The sequence below is a fragment of the Ruegeria sp. BB10 genome, assembly GCF_056535725.1.
In genome coordinates, this window is the sequence record NZ_JBQFIW010000001.1 from 3,564,213 (window position 1) to 3,590,959 (window position 26,747).

Below are 26,747 nucleotides of genomic sequence, written 5' to 3' on the forward strand. Positions count from 1 at the left end.
CCGCCTCGTTTTTTTAACGGGAACGGCAGATCGAAGATTCAGAACTTTGTTGCCTTTGCCCTTTTTTTCAGGTCGGTCTGACCCGATCAAAGATGCTGAGCGAGAGTACATGCTTGGGCGGCGATGATTTTTCAGAAGAATTGATCAGTATATTCGATCAATATCGGTGTAAAAGTCGGGTATCGTGAATAACAACCCATTTTCGCGGGGCGCTCCGGTATGTTTCTGGATTTCGAGGAACTGACTCTGAATGTCGGCGAGCAGAAGATTTTTGTTCGTCACGGGGGCGACCCCGGCAATCCGGGCCTTTTGTTGTTGCACGGCTATCCGCAGACATCGGCCATGTGGCATGCGGTTGCCCCGCAGTTCACAGATCAGTTCCATGTCATCTGTCCCGACCTGCGCGGATATGGTCGATCGTCCAAACCCGCCTCGGATGATCAGCATACGCCTTATTCGAAGCGCGAAATGGCAAAGGACATGGTCTCGGTCATGTCTCAGATGGGACATGAGACTTTTCTGGTTGGTGCCCATGATAGAGGTGCGCGCGTCACGCATCGAATGGCTCTGGATCATCCACAGAATGTCCAGGCGATGGTCCTACTGGATATCGCTCCGACGCGTGAAATGTATCGCGACACCTCGAAGGAGTTTGCCACCGCCTATTGGCACTGGTTCTTTCTGATTCAGAAACACCCCATCCCGGAACAGATCATCGGCAATGACCCCGCACAGTTCTGGAAACTCAAATGCTTCAATCAGGCTAAAGGTGAAAATCCCTTTACCGCCGAGGCGCTTGACGAATACATCGCAGCCTTCAGCACACCCGAGGCCATCCATGCCACTTGCGAAGATTACCGTGCCGCTGCGACCATCGACATCGAACATGACGATCGGGACGACGGGCGGAAGATAGAGCAACCGCTTATGGTCCTGTGGGCCAAGCGCGGGGTGATCGAGACCTGTTTTGACGCGATGGCGCTGTGGCAAGCGCGGGCGCATTGGGTCGAGGGCGAGGCCGTTGATGCCACGCATTACATGGTCGAAGAGATCCCAGACGAAATAGCAAGCCGAATGCGCGCATTTTTCCTGCGGCAAATCGATCAGAAGGATGCCGCCGAATGAGCAGGACGCTTTACGATAAACTGGTGGACGCACATAAGGTCTGCGACCTGCCGGACGGCGACATGCTGATCTATGTCGATTTCCATATCATGAATGAATACACCAGCCCGCAGGCCTTTTCCGGGCTGGATCAGAAAGGGCTCTCTGTCTGGCGGCCCGAGGCCCATTTGTCGGTCGTTGATCACGTGAACGCTACACGGCAGCGCGATCCGCATGATGCGGCGTCCAAGCTGCTGATCGACAATCTGGAAGCCAATTGCAAAAAGCACAACATCGCCTTTTATGGTCTGGGTGACTGCCGTCAGGGGATCGAGCATGTTGTTGTCCCCGAACAGGGGCTTGTCGCGCCAGGGATGCTGATTGCCTGCGGCGACAGCCACACCACCACCTATGGGGCCTTTGGGGCGTTGGGTTTTGGCATTGGCACGTCCGAGGTTGAACATGTGCTGGCGACGCAGACCCTGCGCTATAAGCGGCTGAAAACCATGTTGATCAATATCGATGGCGATCTCGCCCCCGGTGTGACCGCCAAGGACGTCATCATGAAGGTGGTTCAGGTGGTCGGTGCAGGCGGCGCCAATGGCTATGCTGTCGAGTTTTCAGGCTCGGCCATCCGTGCACAGGAAATGTCTGGGCGGATGACGATCTGCAACATGGCGGTCGAACTGGGCGGACGGGCAGCCCTGATCGGTGCCGACAAAAAGGCGCTTGAGAAAATCAAGGGCCGCGCGCATAGCGATACGCTGGATTTTGGCGGTCTGGACTGGAACGCGGACCCCGGCGCGGAATATGACACGGTGTTTGAGATTGACGCCGCCGACATTGCCCCGCTTGTCAGCTGGGGTACCAGCCCGGATCAGTCGGTTCCTGTCGACGGCTCAGTCCCTGCCGAGGCCGAAGGGATGACTCCCAAGGCACGCGAGGCACTAAACCGGGCGCTGGGCTATATGGACCTGAAAGCGGGGCAGGCGATGACCGATATTGAAATCGACAGCGCCTTTATCGGATCTTGCACCAACAGCCGTATCGAGGATCTGCGCGCCGCAGCCAAAATCCTGAATGGCAAAAAGGTTGCCGCGTCGGTGAACGCCATCGTCGTTCCGGGCTCAACCTTTACCCGCCTGCAGGCCGAGGCTGAGGGGATCGACCGGGTGTTTATCGAAGCGGGCTTTGACTGGCGCCCGGAAAGCGGCTGTTCGATGTGCCTTGCGATGAATGACGATATCGCCATGGATGGCGAACGAATTGCGTCCTCGACCAACCGCAATTTTGAAGGTCGGCAAGGCCGCGGGTCACGCACCCATTTGATGAGCCCGGAGATGGTGGCCGCCGCCGCCATCCATGGTCGTATCGCGGATGTACGCGAATTCCTGAGTGAAGGAGTGGACTAGATGTCAAAAACTGTTCACGGGCTGGCCGCCGCCTTGCCGCTTGCCAATGTCGATACCGATGTGATCATGCCCAAACGCTTTCTGATCACGATCACGCGCGAAGGGCTGGCGGATGGCACATTCGCTGACCTGCGCTTTCACGACGACGATACGCCGCGCACGGATTTTGTGCTGAACACACATCCCTGGCACGAGGCTAGAATACTGATCGTCGGCGACAATTTTGGTTGTGGGTCCAGCCGGGAACATGCGGTCTGGGGGCTGGTTCAACTGGGTATTCAGGGCATCATCGGCACCAGCTTTGCAGGCATTTTCTACGACAACGCGCGTAAGAATGGCCTTGCCTTGCCCATCGTCAGTCCTGAGGTTCGGGATCAGTTGATGCAAGCGGCGTCCCATGAGGATGGTGCCAGCTATACGATTGATATCGAAAACCGGGTCATCAGACACGGAGAGGCAGAGCTGCCGTTTGAAATGGACGACGCGACGCAAATCGCCCATCTTGAGGGCCGCGACGACACCCTGAACTCGCTGGAATTCGCCGACGCGATCCGCAAATATGAAAGCGGACTGGGAGAACGGCAACGGGTGCGCGTCATACACTAGCCGGGGTAGTGTGACTTGGAACTTCGCCAACTTCAGTGCTTTGTGGCCGTCGCCGAAGAATTGCATTTTCGAAAGGCGGGCGAACGCCTCGGCCTTAGTCAGCCGGCCTTGTCCGACCGTATATCTGCGCTGGAACACGAGCTGGGCTTTGCTCTGTTCTTTCGAACAACTCGGCAGGTCAGCCTGACGCAAGCGGGGTCCGAATTCCTGCGCGACACCAAACGGATACTGGCGGATATCGATAAATCCGTTTCCAAAGCCCGACACACGGCCGACAGCGGGCTGAAAACGCTGCGGGTCAGCGGCGTGGACGAAGCAATCTCGATGCTGTTGCCGCCGGCGCTGATGGAATTCCGCAAACGGCAACCTTCGGTGCACGTGGACATTCTTGAGATTTCGTCTTCGGACTACCATACGAGAGAGCTTGCGAACCATCGGACCGACATTGCTTTTGTTCGCAAACCCCCAACGGAAGAATTTCTGCAGGCAGATCTTTTGTACCAGCAGGGTGCCGTTGTGGTGCTGCCCTCCGCATCCCAGCTAGCGGGCCGAGCAATGCTGTCAGCGGCGGATATCCGCGATCAGCCGATTATCGGATTTCCAAAACACGCGCGCCCGATCCTGCATGACCTGCTGTGGAACAGCTTTCGTGCCCAAGGATGGCAACCGGACATCGCCTGCGAAGTCATTGACAAATCAACCATGTTGCAGCTGGTGGCGCACGGGGTTGGCATCGGGCTGGCACCAGCCTGGATCCGCACCCTGGCACCTGCGGGTTTGAGCTGCATCCCGTATCGGACAGACAACCAACGCATCGAACTCTACGTCGCGCGACGGGCGATGGCGAACTCGAAAATGGTGGAGGAGTTTGTGGATGTGGTTAAGTACGTCTCCTCAACCCTGCACCCAGACGGCGCAGGTCAGTGACAGATTGCCGATGTGCTTCACAAAGGCACACGTCGACTAAAGTGGAGCAACTCCGGAAGCCTTGATTAACTGCGTGGTTCACCCCAAAGCTGCGCGACGAGAATGCTCAATTGGCGAAACACCGCGCCACTAGGCGGGTTTTCGCGTCTAAATCGACCACAGGTTGGAGAGCAGTTGAGCAGACCCTACATGTCCAGAAACAAGCATCTAAGACATACGCGTGAACGTAAGGAAACCGACATGAAGAAGACAGCAGTAGTATGCCTGCTTGGTGGCACGTTGCTCTTGGCAGCATGTGGAGCCCCGACAACACCAACTCAGGCTCAAGCACAAAACGACGCCCGATGTGCCGCTGGGATTTTGGGGGGTGCAGCCTTGGGTGGCGTCTTAGGCAATCAGGTTGGTTCAGGCACGGGCCAGACCCTTGCAACGGCGGCTGGTGCCGGACTTGGAATGTATGCTGGCCAGTCGGCTTGTAACTGACGAAAAGGCACAGAAAGTGGGGTGCTGGCCTTTCAAGTGCCTTTTGGTGCGCTGAAATACTGCGTCGGAGTGTCGAAAAAAAGTCGCTCCGGATTGCTGCCCGCATCGTGCCTTAAGGTAAACTAGAAAATGACAAATCCAATAATCAAGCCAACGTCTTCTGACGACATTCCGGGTCTCAAAGCCGTGCTGGACAATACAGGACTTTTCCCAAGCGAGATGCTTCCGGATATGCTGGCACCTACATTGTCAGGGGAAACAGAAGCTCTCTGGCTTACGTGCCACTCAGACGACGAAGCCGTCGGCTTGTGCTACATCGTTCCAGAAGACCTTGCTGACGGAACCTGGAATATGCTCGCGCTCGCGGTGCGCCCAGACTTGCAAGGCAAACGTCTGGGCGCGGCCTTGGTCAAGGCCGCGGAACAGTATTTGAAAGACAAAGGGCAACGTATCTTAATCGTAGACACATCTGGCACTGACAACTTTGCACTCGCGCGCAAGTTCTATGCTCAGAATGGCTATGAGGAAGAAGCGCGCATCCGCGATTTCTGGGCGGAGGGCGATGACAAGATTATCTTCCGAAAGGCCCTGTGACGAAATAGGCCCTCTGCCGCTGATATGGCAGAGGGTACCACAAGAAAGCTAGCAGCTTACGCGCCGTGCAACTTCTTCATGGTCACAGCTTGATGGATAGCACTGCTCCGAATGTGGCCAGTGATCTTAAAGTTGTTTGGCGCCCATTGAAGTCATCGGAACCTAACGCCTGGGGGCGGCCTAATCGGTTGGCTTATTCAATCCGTCGAATCGTGGGTCTGGTGCCGTAGTTTGCCCAGTCACTGCTGGCATCGGCTGCAACTGCACAGCCTGGCGAGTGTATTTTAACACTTTGATCCGATGTGGTCGAAACGCTTGAAGGGTGGATTCCATTAGGTCGAGTTCTCAGGTAATACGTATGGATGGATATCGTCGTCATTACGACCATCATCACTTCTCTTTTTGTTGTAATCGGGGTGGCGGAACCACTGGCCGCGCGATTGCGCTTGCCCTACAGCGTTATCCTCGCTGTTCTTGGGATAGTGATTGGGCTTGGCGCGGCATTTTTTCTTAACACCGACCTGACGGATGCGCTGAACCCGGGCGCGCAAGCGATTATTGACCTGCCGATCCGGTCTAACGTCTTCCTCTATGTTTTCCTGCCAACATTGCTCTTTCAGGCGACGCTTGGCATGAACCTGCGCAGGATGCTGGACGATTGGATGCCCATCCTGATGATGGCGGTTGTCGCGGTGATCGTGGCGACACTTTCCATTGGCTATGCGCTGAGTTGGGTAAGTACGCTGCCACTGGCCGCCTGTCTGTTGATCGGCGCAATTGTGTCGACAACTGACCCTTCGGCGGTTGTCAGCATTTTTCGATCAATCTCCGCACCGCGCAGGCTGTCGCGAATTATCGAAGGCGAAAGCCTCCTTAACGATGCCGCTGCCATTGCTCTTTTCGGACTATTCATGAGCTTTGTCATGCTCGGAAGGCCCGACCCATTGCTAAGTGAAGCTGTGGGGCAATTTCCGCTGCTAATCGCAGGAGGTGCTTTCACCGGTTGGCTCATGGCGCGCATGGCTGTTTGGGTGATGGCGTTCGTCGACCGCTGGGATATGGCACAAATTTCTATTTCCGTTGCACTGCCATATCTCGCGTATATCGTTGCAGAACAAAGCATCGGGGCTTCTGGCGTTATCGCCGTGGTGGCCGCAGGTCTTACGCTTAACCTCACGGGTCCCGGTCGTTTGTCACCGGCCGGTTGGACAAATCTTCAAGAAGTATGGGACCTGCTGGCACATTGGGCGGGCGCGCTGATCTTTATTCTTGCGGCATTGCTGATTCCGAGACTGTTGGAAGGGGTGCAGCCGTCTGACTTCGGCCTGTTGGCCGTGGTGGTTCTTGCTGCAGTATTTGCACGGGCGGCGGTTCTGTTCGGCTTGTTGCCATTGCTCACGACAATCGGTCTGTCGCCAGCTGTTGATCGCCCCTATCGCACCGCGATGCTGTGGGGTGGATTGCGGGGTGCCGTGACACTGGCGCTGGCGCTGGCAGTCACCGAAAGCACGCATATCCCGCTGGAGACCAAGCGACTGGTCGGCATCCTGGCCACTGGCTTTACGCTGTTTACACTGATTGTGCAGGGAACAACCTTGCGCGCAGTGATCACAAAACTGGGGCTCGATAGGCTCTCTCCGCTTGATACGGCACTGTCACGCCAAGTGGTCGCCGTCGCCTTGCAATCGGTGCGCGAGGACGTGTCTCGCATTGCAGAAAACTACGACTTGACCCACGATATCGTCAGAAACGAAGCCAAACAGTTCAGTGAACGCCTCGACGAGGCCGTAAACGCTGCTGAAGACAGCGCGCAGATCCTTGATCGTGATCGGATCACACTTGGCCTTATTGCGCTGGCTGGGGCAGAGCGGGATTCCGTGTTGGCCCGGATGCGAGAGCGCACCATGTCATCTGTGCTGAGTGAGAAGATTCTGTCAGACGCGGATCGCCTCATTGAAGGCGCACGGACCGGAGGGCGGCTCGGCTATCAGCGCGCGTCTAACCGGTCCGTCGTTTACGGCAGGTCTTTCCGGATCGCCGTTTTTTTGCACAACCGGCTTCGAATCTCGTTTCCACTCACGCGTATTACAACGGATCGGTTTGAAAGACTGCTCATGCAGCGCCTGATCCTGCGGGACCTTGATGGGTTCGTCCGTGGGCGCATACGTCGAATCCACGGCCGCCGGGTTGCGGAATTGCTTGACGACCTGTTGGCGCGTCGATCCGAGGCGGTTGAGGCAGCGCTTGACGGACTGCGGCTCCAATATCCAGGCTACGCCGAAAAGCTGGAGCGGCGGTTCATCCGGCGAACGGCGCTGCGGCTGGAAGAGCGTGAATACGCGGTCATGCGCGAGGACGGCCTTGTGGGTGAAGAGCTCTATTCGGTGTTGATGCAGGAAGTGGCGGCGCGACGTGCTTTGTCTGAAGGGCGTCCGGTACTGGACATCGCCCTTAAAGGACGGGATCTGGTCCGGCAGTTTCCACTATTTTCTGATCTCGACAAAGCGTCACTGAGGAAACTCAGCAGAGCATTGCGAACCCGATATGCCAACGCGGGTGACACGATCATTTCCAAAGACGAATTCGCGGGGAGTGTATTCTTTATCGCTTCTGGGGCAGTCGAAGTGGAACTCGGCAGACATACTACGCGGTTAGGTCGTGGTGAAATGTTTGGGCAATTGGCCATGCTGTTGAAACGGCCCCGTCGCGTAAACGTGCGGGCATTGGCCCCCTCGACACTGCTAATGCTCGACGAAGCGCGTTTCCGGCGATTGCTCCGGCGCAGTGAGGCAATGCGGAATTCTGTCAAGATGAGCGCAAACAAACGCATGATCGACCCCGCAGTGTTGGATCTGGATGAGCCCGTAGGATCTTCTGAACAAGGGCCCAATTCCTGATAGGCCATCAATGGAAGGAGATTGCGACCCATTCTAGCCGTTTGTAGCCGGTTATTTTTTGCTGGGTTGCGGACGGTAAAACTAGCTATTCGCCGCGTGCGTAAAAAAGGCTGCACGGACACAAACTGCGCGATTGCCGTTACAAAATCTGCACAAATACCTAACGAAAACAAAAAGCTTCAGCTTCGGCCGTTTCATGCGGATATCTGAGATTCAACTGACGGATTTTTCAGCAATTAGCTTCAATGCATCACTCACATCGGTCGTATGCTCACCTCCTGTGATCCTCTCTAAAACGGCACTTAGATCAAAGTCGGCACTTTGCGCTTGTTCAAAACGATTGCATTGCTTGATGTAATCTACCGAGACGCGTAGCTCGAGCATTCCTGCCTTCTGCCGCCTCGCAGATTTCAAAGCCTCACGAAACTCTTGTTCGGCCACTTCATTCTCGCACAGCGCAAGCGCATAGACCCGATCCGTCTCAGATTGGGCCCATCCTTCATTGGTTTGATTTTGGAATTCACGTGCCTGAGCCAAAAAGCTCAAGGCACCTTCCCGATCACCGGTTTTAAGTGTGAGTTCGGCAATCAGAGTAAGAAAGAACGGCTTATAGTTTCCCGCCCCGCTTACCCTCCAAGCTTCTGAAGCTTTCAGTAACGCAAGGATCGTTTCCTGGTTTGGCGAAAGATACGCATTCACCCAGCTTCGCCAGAGGGTCGCAGTCAAGGACATGAACGTGAATGAGTGTTTGATTGAAAGCGCCTCAAGCTTTTCAACAGCCCCGAGTACGTTTTCAGGTTCACGTCTCATTAGGTAAAGCATGCACAGATAGGTCAGCGACTGCGCAATGCTGTGGGCATGCTCAAGTTCTTCTGCGCCCGCCACCGCTTGCGTCTGAACTTCAAGAGCGTTGTCTGGATCCCCGCGCATCCACATGGCCAAACTTAAAAAGCACGAAGTGATGGCCGCATGGTCCGACCCGTAAATGTACGCGAGGTGGCCATCACGTTTCCGGCTGTAGAGTTCTAACGCCTTGTTCAAATGCTCGTATGCTGAACCTAATTCCCCGATATGAAACAACACGGCGCCCATGGCGCGATGTGCCACCATTTGGTGCTGCGTCTCGCGTGTTGTAGTCGCCAATTCCAGCAATTGCGTGGCAACGTTCTTGGCCAAATCATACTCGGCGCGCACCAAATGAAAGGAATACAAACCGTTCAGAACCGGGAACAGATGATCGGTTTCTTCAACGCGTTCGCACAAGTCGCGGATCCTTGCGTAGACCGAGCCGGTCTCATCCGCAGCAATTCCTGAGGTTGATCGTAGAACGCCTGCTTTCAGAACCTGAATCTCAATTTCTTTGCGGTCTCGCTCAGTGCTTTGTTCCAGTTCACTCAATTGCTCGATCGCCAGGGAAAGCTGCGTGTTCGCCTCTGTATTCGCAGATCGTTGGACAGCACGCTGACCGGCAAGATACCGGTAATTGACGGCCTCCTTACGCATGCCCGCCATAGTGTAATGATGGGCCAGCACTTCTGGGCTGGCATCACCCGTGTGCGTCGAAGTGTCATCAAGTTGTTGCGCTACGCGAGAGTGCAAAACACGACGCTCTCGCTTCAATAGGCTGTTGTAGGCAGTGTCACGAATGAGGGCATGACAGTAGCTGAAGGTTTCAAAATCTTCGGCGCGAGAAACGGTAACAATGCCTGCTTCTACCAATAGTTCGAGGTTCGCACGCAGCGCTTTATCGCCAATATCGGCCACTTTAGAGATCAAAGGATAGGTGAATTGAGGCCCGATTACGGCCCCTATCTGGGCCACCTCTTTGGCAGAGCTCAAACGATCAAGGCGCGCCATAAGTGCATCATGTAACGTGCTGGGGACCGAGTTGGCCGGAGAGGCCCCACCCATCGTATAAGTGTCTCGGCCCTTGGTCAGAATGCCCGATTCAAGGAGATCTTTGGTCACTTCCTCTATGTATAACGGCACTCCGTCAGATCTTGCCGCGACCGCGTCGTACATCTCGTCCGAGATCACCTCACCTTTTGCGACTTCGTCCACAATGCTCTTCACCTCTTGAAAATCCAACTGCTTCAAAACAACTTTCGTGAGGTTCGATTGCAGCGTCCAGCCCGGGTCGTACTCGGGCCTGAATGTCATGACGACCAGAACCGGAAGGTCGCGAATTCGCTCCACTATTCGGTCCAAAAGCAGCTTGGTCGTTGGATCAATCCAATGCGCATCTTCAAACAAGAATAGAACCGGCTGCTCCTTTGCTTCCGACGTGAGATTGCCTAGCAGCAGGTCTAATGACTGATCCATGAGCTGCTGAGGCGTCAGGTTCAGGGGGCCCAATTGATCCTCGAATGGGATGGACAGAAGGGACGCGGCCAGCTGCAATGCATCGTTGGATTGATCGCCCAGAACAGCACGGATTTTTTCAAGCTTTGCCTCGTTCGAGTCTTCGGAACGGAGCTTGGCGACATTCTCAAGTTGTCGAATGACAGGATAGAACGCAGTCGCAAAATGGTAGGGAGAACACTGATATCGCATCCGCGTGCCGAGCAAGTCCGAAGATTCTTGCCTGAATTCTTCCACCAGCCGTGACTTGCCAATTCCTGGCTCACCCGACACAAGTACAACCTGCCCGTGACCACCGCTGGCAAGCGTCCATTTGTCATTGAGGGTCTCTAATTCTGCGGAGCGACCCACCAACGGCTTAAGCAACACATCATCTATTGCCAAAAAACGGCTGACGGTTTGCCGCTCACCCGTCACCTGCCAAGCTTCGACCTCTTTAGCAAAACCCTTGAGCTTGAACGCGCCTCGCAGAACGTATTCGAAGGTATCACCGGCCAACTGATGCGTGCTGGGGGCGACGATCATCGTTCCTGGATCCGCCATTGCCTGAAGGCGCGCGGCCAGGTTCGGTGTCTCACCCATCGCCGTCCCGTCCTCAAACATGTTTTCGCCACGCAGATCACCGACGACAACCAATCCGGTCGCAACCCCGATACGGACGTTAAGTTTCGCGTGGGTGCGAATTTTCGGCATTTCATTCATGATGCGCAGGCCCGCCCTAATTGCCCGCTCTGGATCATCTTCATGCGCGTGGGGAAATCCAAAAAAGACCATAATCCCATCGCCGTAATAGCTGGCAATATGGCCATCAAAGGCAGCAACCGACGCAGCACATGTTTCTTTGAAAAGTCGAAGAACATCGGCCAGATCTTCTGGGTCGACGCGTTGGGAAATTTCTGTCGATCCGACCAAATCAATGAACATGACGGTAAGCTGTCGCCGTTCCGCGATGATTTCGGGGCCAGTACCGGTGTTGTGTGGGTCTAGGCCTGCCTCTACATCGAAGCGAACAGCTTTCATGAAACGCCGCCTTGGTCCAAGGGGGAGGCCGATTGTCACAAGGTCATCGTCCGTTAGCTCAGAAAGATCACCATGTTCGATTTCGTGTTCTGCAAAGGCAGCAGCATACTTGGACAAACCATGTTTTTTTAGCCAAGACGCTATATCGGACATCTAAATTTTTGCTTGCCGTTTCAGCAGAACTATCGCCTGCGCCCTACCAGCATGCTTCCCCTTGTTGGTTTGACCCGTCGTGCAAACGGTGTTTTCTGATCATGTTCTACTCAATGAAGAACTCTGATTCAAAGTAGGTCAAGGATTTCATTGGCGTATTGGACGTTAAGCCGTGTACGGCAACGATCGACTTAGATTGGCGGCCTTGGCAAAATCAACATCGCTTGATGCCATAGAACCCGATGTGTGCCCACACGACAGCGACAGATCTTTTCCGGTTCATGTTTCCCATGGTGGCGCTGCGCCAATCTCTGCGATCAGAAAGTCCATGAACACCCGCACTTTGGGGGATAGCACGTTGGACTTGGGATAGATCAACCACAAGACATTGTCCTCTGCGGCTTCAAAGTTCGGCAAAACCTGTGTCAGCCGGCCTGACTTCAGTTGCTCATGCACACTCCATAAAGCGTTCAAGGAAATACCGGCCCCTGCCAGCGTGGCGCAGACCTGGCTTTGGCCGTCGTCGATAATCAATTGACCTTTGGCAGATGCGGGGTCGAATACAGCACGTTCGCCTGCCGGGCCTGTCAGCGGGCGCGGTTGACGGTTTTGGAAGGCGATCAGATGGTGGTTTGCCAGTTCGGCGGGCGTATTGGGGGTTCCGTGCGTTTCAAGATAGTGCGGCGCGGCGCACAGGATGCGCCGGTCATCGGCCAATTTGCGGCCTTTCAAGCTGGTGTCCACAAGCGGCGCGTTCCTAAGTGCAAGGTCAAAGCTGCCTTCGATCAGGTCGAACTGAACATCAGAAAGGCGCAAGTCCAATGTGAGGTCAGGGTGCTGTTGAAGAAACGTCGGTAGGATCGGCGCGATGTAGAGTTGGGCAAAGCTGCTTGGCGCAGCAAAGCGCAATGTGCCCCGGATCGTTGTCGTCTGCTTGCCCAGGGCCGCAAGCGCGGCTTCTTCCTGCGCGATGATCTCGCGGGCGAAAGGCAGGAAATCGGCCCCTTCGACAGACAGCGACACTTTGCGGGTCGTTCGGTGCAATAGTTCAGAGCGCAGGCTCTGTTCCAACTTGGCAAGCTTTGCGCTGGAGACAGCTGGGGCCATGCCCAACGTGCGCCCCGCAGCACTGATGTTGAGCATTTCTGCCGCCCTTACAAACAGTCGGAGCGCATCTGTATCAAGGCTCATTATATCCAAAACCCGAATTATAAATCCTGATATTGGCAGTTTATCTGCAATTTGATCGATATTAAATCCCTTTCGTAGACGCAAAAGGGCCTAGGCAGGAGGCGCAGATGACACGGACAGCCACAGTCAACTACCATGTTCACAAGCCCTATCGGCAAGCCTTTGAACTTGATTCAGGTGGGGTTGCGGGCAATCTGATTTCCCCAGAACTGGCTCCAACGACTGTTGCGCTGGCGGATACCCGCACGAAGGCAACGTCAGTCACATTTGCATCTGATGCCGTAGAATTCACATTGCTGAAATCGCAGGTCTGGGATTTTACCGGGGAGTCCTGGAAACAGACATATGATGCGGAACTGACCGGGATGCTTCTGGACAGGCTGAGTGCGCAAGAGGTTGTGATTTTTGATCACACCGTTCGGGTCGACGATCCCGGTGCCACGCGCAAGCCCGCGCGCAACGTCCACAGTGACTACAGCAAGGACGGGGCTGAGCAGCGCCTTGTCGATCTGCTGGGGGCCGAGACCGCAGCTGAATGGGCGCAAGGTCACTTTGCCTTTGTCAATGTGTGGCGTCCTGTGGAACATCCGATCAATTCCGCCCCGCTGGGCTTTGTTCGCCCGTCTTCAGTTGACCCCTCTGACTGGATTCTGCTGGACCTGATCTATCCCGACCGCAAAGGGCAAATCATGGGGTTGGTGGGAAACCCTGACCATGAATGGGTCTATCTTTCCAAGATGACGCCGGACGAGGTTGCGTTTTTCAACATCTACGACAGTCAAGGGCTACCGTCGGTGGCACATAGCGCGCTCGATATGGTCGAAGATCAAAGCATCTCCACCATTCGCAAGAGCATCGAGAGCCGCACCTTGGTGCGCTATTAAAGGGGGGCAGATATGTTGAATAGAATCCAGCCCACCGAGTTTGCCCAGATCAATGTGGCTTACAACCGGGTGTATCGTCCGGGTCGGCTGAGTGTCGGCCTTGTGTTGCCGCTTGAATCCTATGCGGTCGGCGCAGAGCCGACGATGCAGGGCCACTTAGAGGCCGCGCGGAGGGCAGAGGACCTTGGGTTTGCAGCACTTTGGCTGCGCGACGTGCCTTTCAATGTTCCAAGTTTTGGTGATGCCGGACAGGTTTTCGATCCATTTGTCTATTTGGGTGCGCTGGCAACGGTGACAGACCGGATTGCGCTAGGAACGTCGAGTGTGATCCTGCCTCTGCGTCACCCAGCCCATGTGGCCAAGGCGGCGGCGACCGCGGACGTGCTATCGGGTGGTCGGTTGCTCTTGGGTGTTGCTTCTGGTGACCGGCCCGAGGAGTACCCGGCGATGAGCAAGGGCTTTGACGATCGGGGGGCACGTTTCCGCGATAGTGTTGAGTACATCCGCGCGGTCGGATTGGGCTATCCCACGCATGAAAGCGGGCAGGGCACACTGTCTGGCGACATTGATCTGTTGCCAAAGCCGCATGGCACGCGTTTGCCGTTGCTTATCACTGGCGGCAGCCAGCAAACCTCCGATTGGGTGGCACGGAACGGGGACGGTTGGATGACCTATCCACTCAACGCCGCAGCCCAAGGGCGGGTCATCGCGGAATACCGAACACGCACGAAGGCGGCAGGGCAACCGGACAAGCCGGTTATGCAATCGCTTTATGTCGATGTCGTTGCCGATCCCGCTGCACCTCCTCGCCCGATCCACCTTGGGTTTCAGTCCGGAACTGATTTCCTGTGCAACTATCTTCGCGAGATTGAAACCCTTGGGGTCAATCACGTGGCGCTGAACCTCAGGTTCAATCAAGCACCCATCGACACAACACTTGAACGTCTGGCGGACGTTGTGCTGCCAGACTTTTCCTAAAGGATAAAACTGATGACCAAGACTGTTCTTATCACCGGTTCAACTGACGGCATTGGCTTGCTGACAGCAAAGAAACTGGCCGCTGACGGGCACCAAGTGCTTTTGCACGGGCGCAGCGCACCCAAATTGGAGAGCGCCGCCGCCGAAGTCGGTGGCAATGTCGAAACCTATACCGCTGATCTAAGCGATCTGTCCGCGGTTCGAAAACTGGCCGAAACCATACGCGCCAAACATGACCAACTGGATGTGTTGATCAATAACGCGGGTGTGTTGAAAGCCCCGCAAACAGTGCTTGAGAATGGGCAGGACATCCGCTTTGTCGTGAACACGCTTGCACCATATCTGCTGACCGAATTGTTGTTGCCGATCATTCCCTCCGACGGGCGCGTTGTGAACTTGTCATCGGCGGCGCAGGCCCCGGTAAACGTCAAGGCCATGCAGGGCAATGTGCCGCTGACAGATATGGAGGCCTATGCCCAAAGCAAGCTGGCTATCACGATCTGGACCAGGGAATGGGCCAAATTACAACCCGATGGGCCGGTGATGGTGGCAGTGAATCCCGGATCGCTTTTGGCCTCGAAGATGGTGAAAGAGGGCTTTGGCGTTTCAGGGAACGATATGAGTATTGGCGCTGATATACTGATGGATGCGGCCCTGGGCGGGCGGTTTGCTGACGCGTCAGGTGCCTATTTTGACAATGACAGTGGGGCCTTCGCTGATCCACATGCCGCAGCACTCGACAAAGATCACGCGGCCAACGTCATAAACACAATCAAGGGCTTGATTAGCCAGACAGGCTGATCTGGGCGGCGCGGCTGCGCCAAGGACATCCACCTTTACCACCTAACGGTGTAGGCAAGACCACGTTCATGGACATCATCACAGGTGACAGGCACTGTGTCGCAAGCTTCATTGACATAACCGGGCGCCACTAAGGTCGAAATGTTTGGGGAACATTGCCCTCAGGAACCGAAAGACAATTCGCATTGCTTCGTCGCGATCAAAGGAATCCGGGTGAAGCAAGTAGTCAGTCCACATGCCTTCCAACATGGCGAGCGTGCCGTGGGTGGCGTCGCGCGCAACTTGATTTGGGTGTTCGATTTCAGTCTCTTTCGCTATGCGGGCGAACGCGTTGAAGATCAGTTTCCGAAGCTTTGCATCGCGGGTATCTGAAAACGCAGCGATTGCCGCTCTGTTCCTGGCCTCACCTCGAAACGCGTACCAAATTGCGACGTTTTTCTTATTGAGAATGGCTTCGCTTAAGTCACCCCGAACAATCATCTCAATATGTTCCTGGCCTGTCTGTCCGGTCGTTTCCAGCATGGCATAAATACCATTGTAATATTGCTCGGAAGAATAGCGCGCAGCTTCGTCGACAAGGTTGTCCTTACCCCCGAAATGAAGGTGAATCATGCCGCGGGATAAATCGGCGCGTTGAATGATTTCGCTGACCGACGTCTCGGAAATCCCCTTTTCTGCGACCGAGTCGAGTACCGCCTCGATCAGTGATAGGCGGTTTCGTTCTCGAATTTCTTGTCGTCTTCCAGTCATCTGATCAGGTGGTTTTGTTTGTTTTCAGTCTCTTGCGGGTCCTTCTAGTGGCCTTTGGGAAATTGGCCAGCCCCGGTTGTGAAAATATCAGTTGACACAGCTAGCCCTAAAATTCCAGATTTAAATGGACGATTGTCCATTTTGTGATCGATATTGTCGCGCCACCGAAAGCAAAGTTCAGCAGGGAAGCATGGCTGGAGTCATACGAAGTGAAACGGGCAAGGGCCTGGCACTGAGCGCGCCTGCGACGCTCTATGTCGGTCTGCTTGTGGCCGTGCCCCTGTGCATTCTTGTCGCCTACAGCTTTTGGACCCAGACCTATGTCGAGATTGATCGCACGCTGACATGGGCGAATTACCAAGAGGCGTTCACCGATCCGCTGGTCCGGCATCTTATGATCCGATCGGTTGCGATTGCGGGGGCGGTGACGCTGGCAACAGTCGGTCTGGCCTATCCGATTGCCTACTTCATCGCATTTCGGACGCAGAAAAAGACCCTCTGGCTATTGCTGATCACCATTCCTTTTTGGAGCAGCTACCTGCTGCGGGTGTTCAGTTGGAAACTGATCCTAGGCTTTAATGGGGTGATGAATTCGGCCCTTATTTCGCTGGGGCTGATTCAGGAACCACTGACCTTCCTGCTCTACAATGAATTCGCCGTTGTCCTTACACTTGCACATGCATGGGCGCCGTTTGCGATCCTGCCGATTTATGTGTCGCTACAAAAGATCGACCGCAGCCTGTTAGAGGCCGCAACCGACCTTGGGTGCAGCAAGCTGGAACGGTTTGTGCGCGTGACTTTGCCTCTGACTGTGCCAGGGATCATCGCCGCCTGCTTGATCATCTTCATCCCCACGGTGGGCGACTACGTCACGCCGGCCCTGGTCGGTGGCTCGCAGGGGAAAATGGTGGCTAATTTGATCCAGGTGCAGTTTGGCGCGGCCAATAATTGGCCCTTGGGTGCAACCCTGTCTCTGCTTGCCATGCTTTCGGTCGGCTGCGTTGCAATCCTGTTCGTGGTGGTCGTCACCGCTCTGGGGCGGAGGATCAGATGACCAAGGCCATTCGTATCCCATGGTTGCTTGTTTACGCGATCGCCTACCTGGTGTTTCTCTACCTGCCGGTTCTGCTTTTGCCGTTGTTTTCGTTCAATGACGGAACCATCGTGGCCTTCCCTTTAAAGGGTTTTACGCTGAAATGGTACGCGCAGTTGGGTCAGCAGGACACACTGCTTCAAGCGATGGTGAACTCGCTGATCGTTGGCAGCGTGACTGCCTTGATGGCGACGTCTCTGGGCCTTTTCGCTGCGCGCGCCTATGTCCGGTACCGGTTCAAAGGGCGGGAATTCTCCGAAGGTCTGGTCATGCTCCCGCTGGTCGTTCCCGGCATTATCGTTGCCAGTTCCATGCTGGTGCTGTTCATCAGCGTCGGACTGAAGCCATCGCTGACAACAGTGATCCTTGGCCATGTATTCGTGGCCTTGCCCTTTGCCGTGTCGATCATGAAATCCGCCTTTGACGATTTCGACCAGTCGTTGGAAGAGGCCGCGTTTGATCTGGGCGAAAGCGTTGTGGGAACCTTTCGGCGTGTCACCCTACCAATCGTTGCACCGGGCATCATCGCCAGTCTTTTGGTCACGTTCACCGTGTCATTCGACGAGTTTGTTCTGGCCTTCTTCCTGTCTGGCAACAGCCCGACATTGCCGGTCTATATCTGGAGCCAGATCCGCTTTCCGGCAAAGCTACCGAACACGCTGGCGCTGGGGTCGCTGCTTTTGCTGTCCTCGGTTCTGCTGCTGTTGATAGCCGAATATTTTCGCCGCCGTTCCATCCAATCCTCAGATTGAAGCCAAAGGAAACCAACCTGATGAGCGAACAGAACATCATCGAGATACAGGGCGTCGAAAAACGCTTTGGTTCCTTTGTGGCCGTGTCCGACCTGAACCTGACCTTGAAAGAGGGGGAGTTCTTTTCGCTTCTTGGGCCTTCGGGCTGCGGAAAGACAACGGCATTGCGCATCATCGCAGGGTTTCAGGATCACGAAGAGGGCGAGATCCGGATTGACGGACGGACGATGGGCGAGGTTCCTGCCAACAAACGGCCCACCAATATGGTGTTCCAAAGCTATGCGATCTTTCCGCACCTGAATGTGGGTGACAATGTCGGGTTCGGCTTGCGAAAGACAAAGCTGTCGCGAAATGAAATCAAGGAACGCGTTGCCGAGGCGCTTGAGATGGTGGAACTCGGCGGCTTGCAGGATCGCAAGGCCAATGAGTTGTCAGGTGGGCAACGGCAGCGTGTGGCGCTTGCCCGCGCATTGGTCATGCGACCCAAGGTGTTGCTGCTGGATGAACCATTATCCGCGCTGGACAAAAACCTGCGCGAAGCGATGCAATTGGAAATGCGCCGCCTGCAGCAAAAGCTTGGCATTACCTTCGTCATGGTCACGCATGACCAGTATGAGGCGATGACCATGTCCGACCGGATCGGGGTCATGTTTGCTGGGCAGCTCAAGCAGGTCGACAAGCCCGAGGTTCTGTATTCCCAACCGTGCAACCGAGAAGTGGCCTCTTTCATCGGCGGGATGAACTTTCTGAATGCCGAAGTGACTGCTGAGAACGCCGACACGCTGGACGTGAATGTTCAAGGGTTTGGCTCGATGACTATCGGGGTGAACCCCAACGTTCAGGTGCATGACATGGATCTATTGGTCGGCGTTCGCCCCGAGCAATTGGAGATCAGCGCAGAAAAACCGGATGGGTACGACGCGCATGTTCAGGGCAAGGTGTCGGACGTCGCCTTCTATGGCGAAAGCGTCCACTATTATGTGCGCGTCGACGGGTTGCCGGAAAGCATCGCCGTTGCAGTGCCAAACTACTTTCACACAGTTGATCACAGCCGCGACGATACCGTCTGGCTTGGGGTTCAAAGCGCCTCGGTGATCGACTTGGGCAAACGTGAATCTTTGGGAGGAAACACATGAATAAAACAGCATCACTTACGGCAGCAGTGGTTGCCACCTTCACGGCAAGCCAAGCATTGGCCGACGCGGCTGATCTGACCGTTTTCGACTGGTCCGGATATGAGGATCAGGGATTCTTTGGTGATTACGTCGAAAAATACGGCGGGCCGCCCAGCTACACTTATTTCGGCAGCGTCGAAGAGGCTTTCACCAAGCTTCAATCCGGGTTTGAGGCCGATCTGGCCCATCCGTGTACGGACGCCCTGAGAAAATGGGTGGCAGCGGATATGATCAAGCCGATTGACACCAGCAAGCTGGAAAACTGGGACAAACTGATGCCCAAGATCAAAGAGGTCGATGGTATCACGATCGACGGGCAGACCTATATGGTTCCCTTTGAATGGGGGAACACCGGCCTGATCTACCGCACCGACATGATTTCGGCTGATGATGTTTCGCTGCAATTGTTGTTAGACCCGGCCTATCAGGGCAAGGTTGCCGTTCCGGATGCAGCCTCGAGCGCGTTCGCCATGGCTGCACTGGCAACTGGTGCCTCAAGCTATTCCGATATGAGCGAAGAGGAGTTCCAGAAGGCGGCGGATTACCTGCGGGCAATTCATCCCAATGTACGTTTCTACTGGTCTGATGCAGGTCAACTGGATCAAGCCATTGCCAGTGGTGAGGTGACCCTGGGTTGGGGCTGGAACCAATCGGAGTTGAACCTGATTTGGAACGAAACCCCGGCAGTCATGATGCGTGATGTGGACAAAGGCATCGCCACCTGGGTCTGCGGTTACGTGCATCTGAAGTCTGCCAAACAGTCCGATGAACAGGTCTACGACATGCTCAACGCGCTCAGCTCGGCCGCCAGCGGTAAGTATATCATCGAAAGCTGGGGTTATGCCCATGCCAATGAAGACGCATTTGCGCAAGCTGATCCAGAGTTGATTGAGACCTACGGGTTCTCGGACGTGGACAGCTTCTTTGACGGCAGCCTGTTCTTCGACGCGGTCAATCCTGAGATTGAAGCGAAGATGTTGAAGGAGTTCGAGCGCATCAAAGCGGGCTTTTAGAACCATCTAACTACACAACTGGGATTGGCGGTGCCTTAGAAAGCCCGCCGATCCCACAGAACCATTTCCAAATTTTCTGGAGGAAGCGCGACAATGTCAGGCGCTGACGGATATTCTGTTCTCTTTGAACCGGTTCAGATCGGGCCTGTATCGGCCCGAAACCGGTTCTATCAGGTGCCCCACTGCAATGGTATGGGACATCTGCGACCGCAGGCCGAAGCTGGCATGCGGGCAATGAAGGCCGAGGGTGGTTGGGCCGTAGTGTCCAATCAGGAGACGGAAATTCATCCCACTTCAGATTTGTCCCCATATGCGGAAAACCGACTATGGGACGAACGGGATATTCCAGCGCTGCGCTTGATGACCGATGCAGTTCATGCCAAGGGTTCGTTGGCGGCCATTGAATTGGCACATAACGGCCACCATGCGCAGAACCACCTGAGCCGCGCACCTTTGCTAGGTCCGTCAGAACTTGCCTTGCAAACAGCGTATCCCAAACAGGCTCGGGCGATGGATAAGTCGGACATTCGCGAGTTTCGCGAGTGGCACCGCGCGGCGGCGCGGCGGTCGCGCGAGGCGGGCTTTGACATCGTGTATGTTTATGCCGGTCATCACATGACCCTGCCGCATCATTTTCTGCTGCCTCAGTTCAATGACCGAACGGATGAATACGGAGGCTCGTTGGAGAACCGAGTGCGCTTAACCCGAGAGCTTCTGGAAGAAACCAAAGAAGAGGTCGGGGATGAGTGTGCTATCGCCTTGCGTTTCGCAGTTGATGAAATGCTGGGGTCAGACGGGATGCAGGCGCAGGAAGAAGGCCGTGCCGTAGTCGAATTGTTGGCAGACCTGCCAGACCTATGGGACGTCAACGTCGCGGACTGGAGCAATGACTCGGCGACGACACGTTTTGAGCCCCGCGACGGTTTTCAAACCTCATATATTGAATTCGTCAAACAGGTGACGTCCAAGCCTGTTGTGGGTGTCGGGCGTTTCACGTCTCCGGACTTGATGGTGTCACTTGTCAGGAAAGGTATCCTTGATTTCATCGGCGCAGCGCGACCATCCATTGCCGACCCGTTTCTTCCCAACAAAATAAAGGAAGGTCGGATCGAGGAAATTCGCGAGTGTATTGGCTGCAATATCTGTGTGTCCTCTGACGCGCTGGGCGTTCCTATCCGGTGTACTCAAAACCCGACGATGGGGGAGGAGTGGCGCCGGAAATGGCATCCTGAAATCATAGAGAGCCGAGGAAAAGAAGAAGCCGCGCTTGTTGTCGGCAGCGGTCCCGCCGGGCTTGAATGCGCGATGCAATTGGCGCGTCGGGGCTATGACGTAACCCTGGCCGAAGCCAAGCAAGAGCTTGGTGGTCGCGTGTTGCAGGAATCTGGTCTGGCCGGGCTATCCGCATGGAAGCGCGTTACAGATCACAGGATCTATGACTTGCAGCAACGCGGGAACGTGCAACTGTTCACCGACAGTCGCTTGTCAGCAAGCGAGGTTGTCGAGTTGGGCATTCCGAATGTCTTTCTGGCAACTGGCGCGTCATGGCGGCGAGACGGTCGCGGGAAGTCTGCGTTCCGGGGCGTATCGATAGAGTCAGGCTCTCAAGTATTCACTCCGGACGACATCATGTCAGGGGTAATGCCGGGGGATGGCCCGATTATGGTCTACGATGATGATCAGGCCTATCTCGGTGGCGTGTTGGCGGATCATCTGGCGCAAGCCGGGCGAGAGGTCGTCTTTGTAACCCCGGCCTCGATGGTTTCGCCTTTCACTGAATTGACCTTGGAACAGGTCAAAGTGCAACGCGGCTTGTTGGAAAAAGGTGTTCGGCTGGTGTTGTCCCAGACCCTGGTCGAAATCACGCCCGGATTGGCGAGAGTTCAATGCGCCTATACCGGACGCGAACAAAGCGTCGAGTGCGCATCAGTTGTTTTGGTCACGCAGCGCGCGCGCGAGACTGCCCTTTATGAGGAACTGCGAAATTTGCCCGACAAGCCACTGACAAGTCTGGAACTGATCGGTGATGCGGCAAACCCCGGTTTGATCGCTGACGCTGTTTATTCGGGCCACATGGCAGCCCGGAATTTTGAACGCGACGCGGGCGATATCGACCGTGAATTTTTCCGTCGGGAAATCGTTTCCCTTGAATCTGCATGAGGTGCGCTATGCCAAAAGATGACTTGCAAGTAATGCGCGACTTGATGGAAGCGCAGCGGGAAGGGTTCGCCTTGCCGCGCCATTTCTATACGTCTCAGGCAGTATACGAAAACGATATCAGCACGTTCTGGAATCGCAACTGGATCTGGGTCGGACATATCAGCCAGATTGCCGAGCCGGGCGACTATTTCCTGTTCGACTACGGGCCTGAATCCATCATCATCGTTCGGGATCGCGAGGGTGAGGTGCGCGCGCATCTAAATGTTTGCCGCCATCGGGGATCGCGCGTTTGCATTGAACAGAAAGGCAAGGCGCGAAACTTCATCTGTCCCTATCACGCGTGGACCTTTGACCTGAACGGTAAGCTCAGAAACGGGCGGTCAATGGGGGCGGATTTTGACCCGGGCCAGTACGGTTTGTTTCCGGTTCAGGTAAAGATATTTCAGGGTCTGATTTTTGTTTGCCCGTCCGAAGACGCGCCGCCGCTGGACGCCGCTTTGGATAGGCTGGCCCCGCTGTCAAAGCCGTTCGGTTTTGAGAATCTGAAGATTGCCCATGAGGCCTCATACCCGGTTCCGGCGAACTGGAAGCTTGCTCTGGAGAATTACTTGGAATGTTATCACTGCGCGCCATCTCATCAGGACTATTCGCGCAGTCATTCCTTGAAAGATCCGGCCCAGGTTCTCGAGTTCAGCGGGGCACTGCACGAGCGGATGAAAGAAGCCGGGGTTCCCCTCGAGGAGCTTGATCTGACTGGAGAAAACGCAGTCGCACCGGGCGCAGATGTCTATTGGCGGCGTTACCCACTGTTCCCCGGCTACTTGACCGGCAGCAAGGATGGCGCGCCCTTGGCGCCGCCATTGGGTGAGCTGAAATCCCAAGACGGCGGGGCCACCGATCTGGGGATCGGTACGCTAAACTATTTCCTCGTCTATGCCGATCACGTTGTCGGGTATCGGTTCGTGCCGCGTGCTCTGCAAGACACCGATATTCAGATCGTCTGGTACGTTCGCGGCGACGCCGAAGAGGGGCGCGACTATGACAAGGATACCCTGACATGGCTGTGGCATGTCACATCGCTCGATGACGAACGGATCATCCGGCACAATCAGGAAGGCGTGAACTCGCACCATTTCGTCCCCGGGCCATTGTCCGAGATGGAATGGAGCATTTCGGGCTTCTATCGCAACTACTTCAGCATGATCTGAGACGCGCAAAATTCGGAGAAAGAACATGACAGAGCTAACGCAGCGCAGATCAAGACGGCGCGGGGGCGGGCGTGAGGCACGCGCAGCCGTGCGAACCAGCAACGCAGCCTCGCAAGCAATCTGGCCGGGTATTTCGGGTGGGCGATACAAGCCCCTGTCAGACGCGGACATGTCGCGCATTCACGAGGCCGCGCTTAGCATTCTGGAACGCACAGGCGTGGGGGACCCAACGCAGGAAGTTCTCGATCTTGTGGTGCCAAAAGGGGCGACATTGAACGCGCACGGCAGGTTGTGCTTTCCTCGCGCCTTGATGGAAGATCTGTTGGCCAAAGCCGCCAGTGAATTCTTTGTCCATGCACGCGGATCGCGGGCCGGTAAGGACGACATGCACTGCACCAAGGACAAGGTGTATTACGCAAATTCCGGCACGGCGGTGACAACCTTTGATGCCGAGACTCGCAGTTACAGGCCATCAACGCTTAAGGATATTTACGACTTCACCCGCTTGGTCGACCGGCTCGATAATATTCACATGACCGGTGACACGGTTTTGGCGACGGATGTGCCACAGGATTATGAGCATGACATGAGCATGCTCTACGCCATTCTGGCAGGCAGCGAAAAACCTTCCTGCCTGACCTTCAGAACCCGCGAGCACATTCAGGATGCGATCCATCTGTTCGATCTGGCATCGGGTGGCGAGGGCAAGTTCCTTGAAAAGCCCTCGGTCATCTTTGGAGGCTGTCCCATCGTATCCCCGCTTAGGTTCGGGCGCGAAAATCTGGAAATCTTGATCGATACGGCGAAGATGGGGCTGGTGTGCGATCTTGCCGTTCCCCCACAGGCCGGGGCGACTTCGCCGGCGCCTTTGGCAGGAACCTTAGCGCAAGCGGTTGCTGAGACCTTGTCTTGCGTCGCTATTGCGAACCTCATCAATCCGGGCACTCCGGTCGTCTTTGCAGCTTGGCCTTTCATCACCGACTTGCGTACTGGGTCCTTTACTGGCGGCAGTGGCGAACAGGCGTTAATTTCAGCTGCGGCCATCCAGATGGGCAATTTCTATAACCTGCCGACCAGTGTTGGGTGTGGTATGACGGATTCCAAAATCCCGGATGCGCAATACGGCTTGGAAAAGGCACTGACCTTTGCATTGGCGGCGCATGCCGGTGCCAACAGGCTCTGCGAATTTGGCGGTATGCTTGGCAGTCTGATGGGCTGCAGCTTTGAGTCCATGGTCATCGACAACGAGGCTGCGGGCATGATCTCGCGAACGCTGCGCGGGATCGAGGTGAGCGACGACACGCTTTCGATCGACGTTATCCATGAATGCGCAATTGATCCGGGTCATTTCCTTGGTAACGCGCAGACCCTGCAATATATGGAGACGGAATATGTCTACCCGACCCTGCTGGATCGGGAACTGACCGATACTTGGGAAAAGGCAGGTCGACAGGACATGTTTGAGAGGAGTCGGTCGGTGGTGGACGACATCCTATCCAATCACTATCCGAACTACTTTGGCAGCAAGGCTGATGCAGAGGTGCGGGCCAAGTTTCCGATTAAATTACCGCCTGAGGCGATGCAGGCGGGTTGAGGACAGCGGAAGGCGATGCGGCATTGAAACTTGTAAAATAGTGATGCCGCATCAAGACGGCTTCTAAGCCTTAAACGCACCCTGCTGTGTCAGGTCTTCAGTCGCCAACCGAATACCTTTCTCAAGGATATCGAACATCCGGTTCAACTCGCCTTCCGTGATGATCAGCGGTGGGGAAAACACGCACATGTTGATGATCGGTCGCAGGATCAGCCCGTTTTCCTGGCAATGCTGGTCAATCAATGCGCCAACAGACTTATCAAGGTCCAAAAGATTGTCAGCATTAGCATCAGCAACGCATTCGACGCAGCCAACCAGCCCCATACCTCGGGCGTCACCCACAAGCGGCAAGGCCGCCAGAGCCTGAAGGCGTTCTTCGAACAGCGGCGTAAGCGCGCGGACATGTTCCAGAATACCGTCGCGCTCCATGATTTCGATGGTTTTCAAACCAGCCGCCGCGCTTACCGGGTGGCCCGAATAGGTGAACCCGTTTGAAAACGTAGCCTCCGGCGCGTTCTCACCACAGACATCTGCGATCAGTCGATCAGAGATAATGCAGGCCCCCATGGGGACATAGCCAGACGTCATACCTTTGGCGCAGGTGATGATATCTGGTTGAATGCCAAAGACGTCTTCGGATGCAAACCAATGCCCAAGCCGCCCAAATCCAGTCACAACCTCATCTGAAATATTCAGGACATCGTATTTCCGGCAGATGTCCAAGCAGCGCTGATGATACCCCTGCGGAGGCACGATGACCCCACCAGAACATAGGATCGGTTCAGCGATGAAAGCCGCGACCTTGTCAGGGCCGGTTTCCAGGATCATGTTCTCTAGATCAGCGATTTTTTCGTCTAGAAAATCTTCAACCGTTTGATCGGCGCGGCGCGTGTACGGGTTCACATTCGGCAGGAAGCGCGTCAGGTGAGAGGCCTGGTCCAACCACCCTTTGTCGCGCTCTTTTCCAGATACTGAGGCCGCCAAATAAGTCGAACCGTGATAGGCCTTTTGCCGCGATATCACGATCTTTTTTTCAGGTTTGCCAAGCAGGTTATTGCGGAACTGCACAAACCGCAGGGCGCTATCAACGGCTGTTGAGCCGCCGGTTGTAAAGAACACATGGTTCAGGTCACCCGGCGTTCTTTTGGCGATCTCATGTGCCAGCCGGGCTGGGGCCGAGTTGGCGTTGTTGAAGGGCGAAAAATACGCCATCTCTTTCGCTTGCTGGGCCATCGCATCGGCAATTTCAGCGTTCCCATAGCCCAATTGAACGCACCACATCCCCGCAGGTCCGTCAATCAAGCGTTTTCCGCCCTCTGTCACGATGTGAACGCCTTGGCCACTTTCGGCAAAGGTTCGTTCATTTTGGCCAAGGAATGACATCCCTTCCCATGGATGCAGGAAGTGTTCGTTGTCCCAGTCACGTACGGACTGAAAGTCGGAGTTGAACAGAGTCATGGGGCACCTTGATGTAATATATATCACAAAATGAACAAACATTCATTCAATGTCAATCCTTGAACTTCCGGTTCACTAGATGCGAGAAAGCAAAGGCGAACACCCCAGCGAAGGAAAAACAAGATTACTCTCG

21 protein-coding genes are annotated in these 26,747 nt (G+C 55.3%); 17 read left to right on the forward strand and 4 right to left on the reverse strand.

What is annotated here, in order from left to right:
* Window positions 1-219: 219 nt before the first annotated feature.
* The 7 genes from ACR3EP_RS18260 (at window position 220) to ACR3EP_RS18290 (ending at window position 8,023) form a co-directional block, all read left to right on the forward strand.
* Window positions 220-1,125 carry an alpha/beta fold hydrolase gene (locus ACR3EP_RS18260; protein WP_480638885.1) on the forward strand — a complete coding sequence of 302 codons (906 nt, stop codon included), beginning with the start codon at window positions 220-222 and terminating at the stop codon, window positions 1,123-1,125.
* On the forward strand, window positions 1,122-2,516 hold the full coding sequence (gene leuC / locus ACR3EP_RS18265; RefSeq protein ID WP_480638886.1) for a 3-isopropylmalate dehydratase large subunit: 1,395 nt from the start codon (window positions 1,122-1,124) through the stop codon (window positions 2,514-2,516). Before ACR3EP_RS18260 ends, leuC begins: the two co-directional genes overlap by 4 nt.
* Window positions 2,517-3,122: a 3-isopropylmalate dehydratase small subunit gene (gene leuD, locus ACR3EP_RS18270; RefSeq protein ID WP_480638887.1), complete on the forward strand. Its 606-nt coding sequence runs from the start codon at window positions 2,517-2,519 to the stop codon at window positions 3,120-3,122.
* Window positions 3,123-3,137: 15 nt separating this feature from the next.
* Complete coding sequence (locus ACR3EP_RS18275; RefSeq protein WP_480638888.1) at window positions 3,138-4,049, forward strand: LysR family transcriptional regulator; 912 nt, start codon at window positions 3,138-3,140, stop codon at window positions 4,047-4,049.
* Window positions 4,050-4,289: 240 nt separating this feature from the next.
* The gene (locus ACR3EP_RS18280) at window positions 4,290-4,532 is read left to right on the forward strand and encodes a glycine zipper 2TM domain-containing protein (protein ID WP_170350802.1); all 243 of its coding nucleotides are present in this window, start codon (window positions 4,290-4,292) and stop codon (window positions 4,530-4,532) included.
* A gap of 129 nt (window positions 4,533-4,661) precedes the next feature.
* Entirely contained in the window at window positions 4,662-5,126 is a 465-nt protein-coding gene (locus ACR3EP_RS18285; RefSeq protein ID WP_480638889.1) for a GNAT family N-acetyltransferase, read from the forward strand.
* A gap of 362 nt (window positions 5,127-5,488) precedes the next feature.
* Complete coding sequence (locus ACR3EP_RS18290) at window positions 5,489-8,023, forward strand: cation:proton antiporter (protein WP_480638890.1); 2,535 nt, start codon at window positions 5,489-5,491, stop codon at window positions 8,021-8,023.
* A 213-nt stretch (window positions 8,024-8,236) separates the two neighbouring features.
* Here ACR3EP_RS18290 and ACR3EP_RS18295 read toward each other — a convergent pair whose 3' ends face one another.
* Both ACR3EP_RS18295 and ACR3EP_RS18300 read right to left on the reverse strand, forming a co-directional pair.
* A complete protein-coding gene (locus ACR3EP_RS18295) occupies window positions 8,237-11,557 on the reverse strand; it encodes an ATP-binding protein (RefSeq protein WP_480638891.1) in 3,321 nt (1,106 codons plus the stop codon).
* A 279-nt stretch (window positions 11,558-11,836) separates the two neighbouring features.
* A complete protein-coding gene (locus ACR3EP_RS18300; RefSeq protein WP_425082119.1) occupies window positions 11,837-12,748 on the reverse strand; it encodes a LysR family transcriptional regulator in 912 nt (303 codons plus the stop codon).
* 107 nt (window positions 12,749-12,855) lie between these two features.
* Here ACR3EP_RS18300 and ACR3EP_RS18305 point away from each other — a divergent pair, with 107 nt between their 5' ends.
* The 3 genes from ACR3EP_RS18305 to ACR3EP_RS18315 are packed head-to-tail and all read left to right on the forward strand — an operon-like array spanning window position 12,856 to window position 15,411.
* Window positions 12,856-13,632: a CmcJ/NvfI family oxidoreductase gene (locus tag ACR3EP_RS18305; RefSeq protein WP_480638892.1), complete on the forward strand. Its 777-nt coding sequence runs from the start codon at window positions 12,856-12,858 to the stop codon at window positions 13,630-13,632.
* A gap of 12 nt (window positions 13,633-13,644) precedes the next feature.
* Complete coding sequence (locus ACR3EP_RS18310; RefSeq protein ID WP_480638893.1) at window positions 13,645-14,610, forward strand: LLM class oxidoreductase; 966 nt, start codon at window positions 13,645-13,647, stop codon at window positions 14,608-14,610.
* 12 nt (window positions 14,611-14,622) lie between these two features.
* Complete coding sequence (locus tag ACR3EP_RS18315) at window positions 14,623-15,411, forward strand: SDR family NAD(P)-dependent oxidoreductase (protein WP_480638894.1); 789 nt, start codon at window positions 14,623-14,625, stop codon at window positions 15,409-15,411.
* A gap of 108 nt (window positions 15,412-15,519) precedes the next feature.
* On the opposite strand, the gene ACR3EP_RS18320 is transcribed toward ACR3EP_RS18315, so the two are convergent.
* Complete coding sequence (locus ACR3EP_RS18320) at window positions 15,520-16,161, reverse strand: TetR family transcriptional regulator C-terminal domain-containing protein (RefSeq protein WP_480638895.1); 642 nt, start codon at window positions 16,159-16,161, stop codon at window positions 15,520-15,522.
* Between the two features lie 190 nt (window positions 16,162-16,351).
* Here ACR3EP_RS18320 and ACR3EP_RS18325 point away from each other — a divergent pair, with 190 nt between their 5' ends.
* From ACR3EP_RS18325 to ACR3EP_RS18355, 7 genes are all read left to right on the forward strand, one after another.
* A complete protein-coding gene (locus ACR3EP_RS18325) occupies window positions 16,352-17,215 on the forward strand; it encodes an ABC transporter permease (RefSeq protein WP_170362042.1) in 864 nt (287 codons plus the stop codon).
* On the forward strand, window positions 17,212-18,006 hold the full coding sequence (locus tag ACR3EP_RS18330) for an ABC transporter permease (RefSeq protein ID WP_170350831.1): 795 nt from the start codon (window positions 17,212-17,214) through the stop codon (window positions 18,004-18,006). The genes ACR3EP_RS18325 and ACR3EP_RS18330 overlap by 4 nt, the downstream gene beginning before the upstream one ends.
* Window positions 18,007-18,026: 20 nt before the next feature.
* Window positions 18,027-19,142 (forward strand): ABC transporter ATP-binding protein, encoded by a 1,116-nt coding sequence (locus ACR3EP_RS18335; protein ID WP_170362043.1) that lies wholly within the window; start codon window positions 18,027-18,029, stop codon window positions 19,140-19,142.
* Window positions 19,139-20,194 (forward strand): ABC transporter substrate-binding protein, encoded by a 1,056-nt coding sequence (locus tag ACR3EP_RS18340; protein ID WP_170413609.1) that lies wholly within the window; start codon window positions 19,139-19,141, stop codon window positions 20,192-20,194. Before ACR3EP_RS18335 ends, ACR3EP_RS18340 begins: the two co-directional genes overlap by 4 nt.
* A gap of 93 nt (window positions 20,195-20,287) precedes the next feature.
* Window positions 20,288-22,354 (forward strand): oxidoreductase, encoded by a 2,067-nt coding sequence (locus tag ACR3EP_RS18345; protein WP_480638896.1) that lies wholly within the window; start codon window positions 20,288-20,290, stop codon window positions 22,352-22,354.
* Window positions 22,355-22,362: 8 nt separating this feature from the next.
* The gene (locus ACR3EP_RS18350; protein ID WP_170552878.1) at window positions 22,363-23,562 is read left to right on the forward strand and encodes an aromatic ring-hydroxylating oxygenase subunit alpha; all 1,200 of its coding nucleotides are present in this window, start codon (window positions 22,363-22,365) and stop codon (window positions 23,560-23,562) included.
* A gap of 25 nt (window positions 23,563-23,587) precedes the next feature.
* Window positions 23,588-25,156 (forward strand): trimethylamine methyltransferase family protein, encoded by a 1,569-nt coding sequence (locus tag ACR3EP_RS18355; protein ID WP_480638897.1) that lies wholly within the window; start codon window positions 23,588-23,590, stop codon window positions 25,154-25,156.
* A 63-nt stretch (window positions 25,157-25,219) separates the two neighbouring features.
* On the opposite strand, the gene ACR3EP_RS18360 is transcribed toward ACR3EP_RS18355, so the two are convergent.
* A complete protein-coding gene (locus ACR3EP_RS18360; protein ID WP_480638898.1) occupies window positions 25,220-26,614 on the reverse strand; it encodes an aminotransferase in 1,395 nt (464 codons plus the stop codon).
* Window positions 26,615-26,747 lie beyond the last annotated feature (133 nt).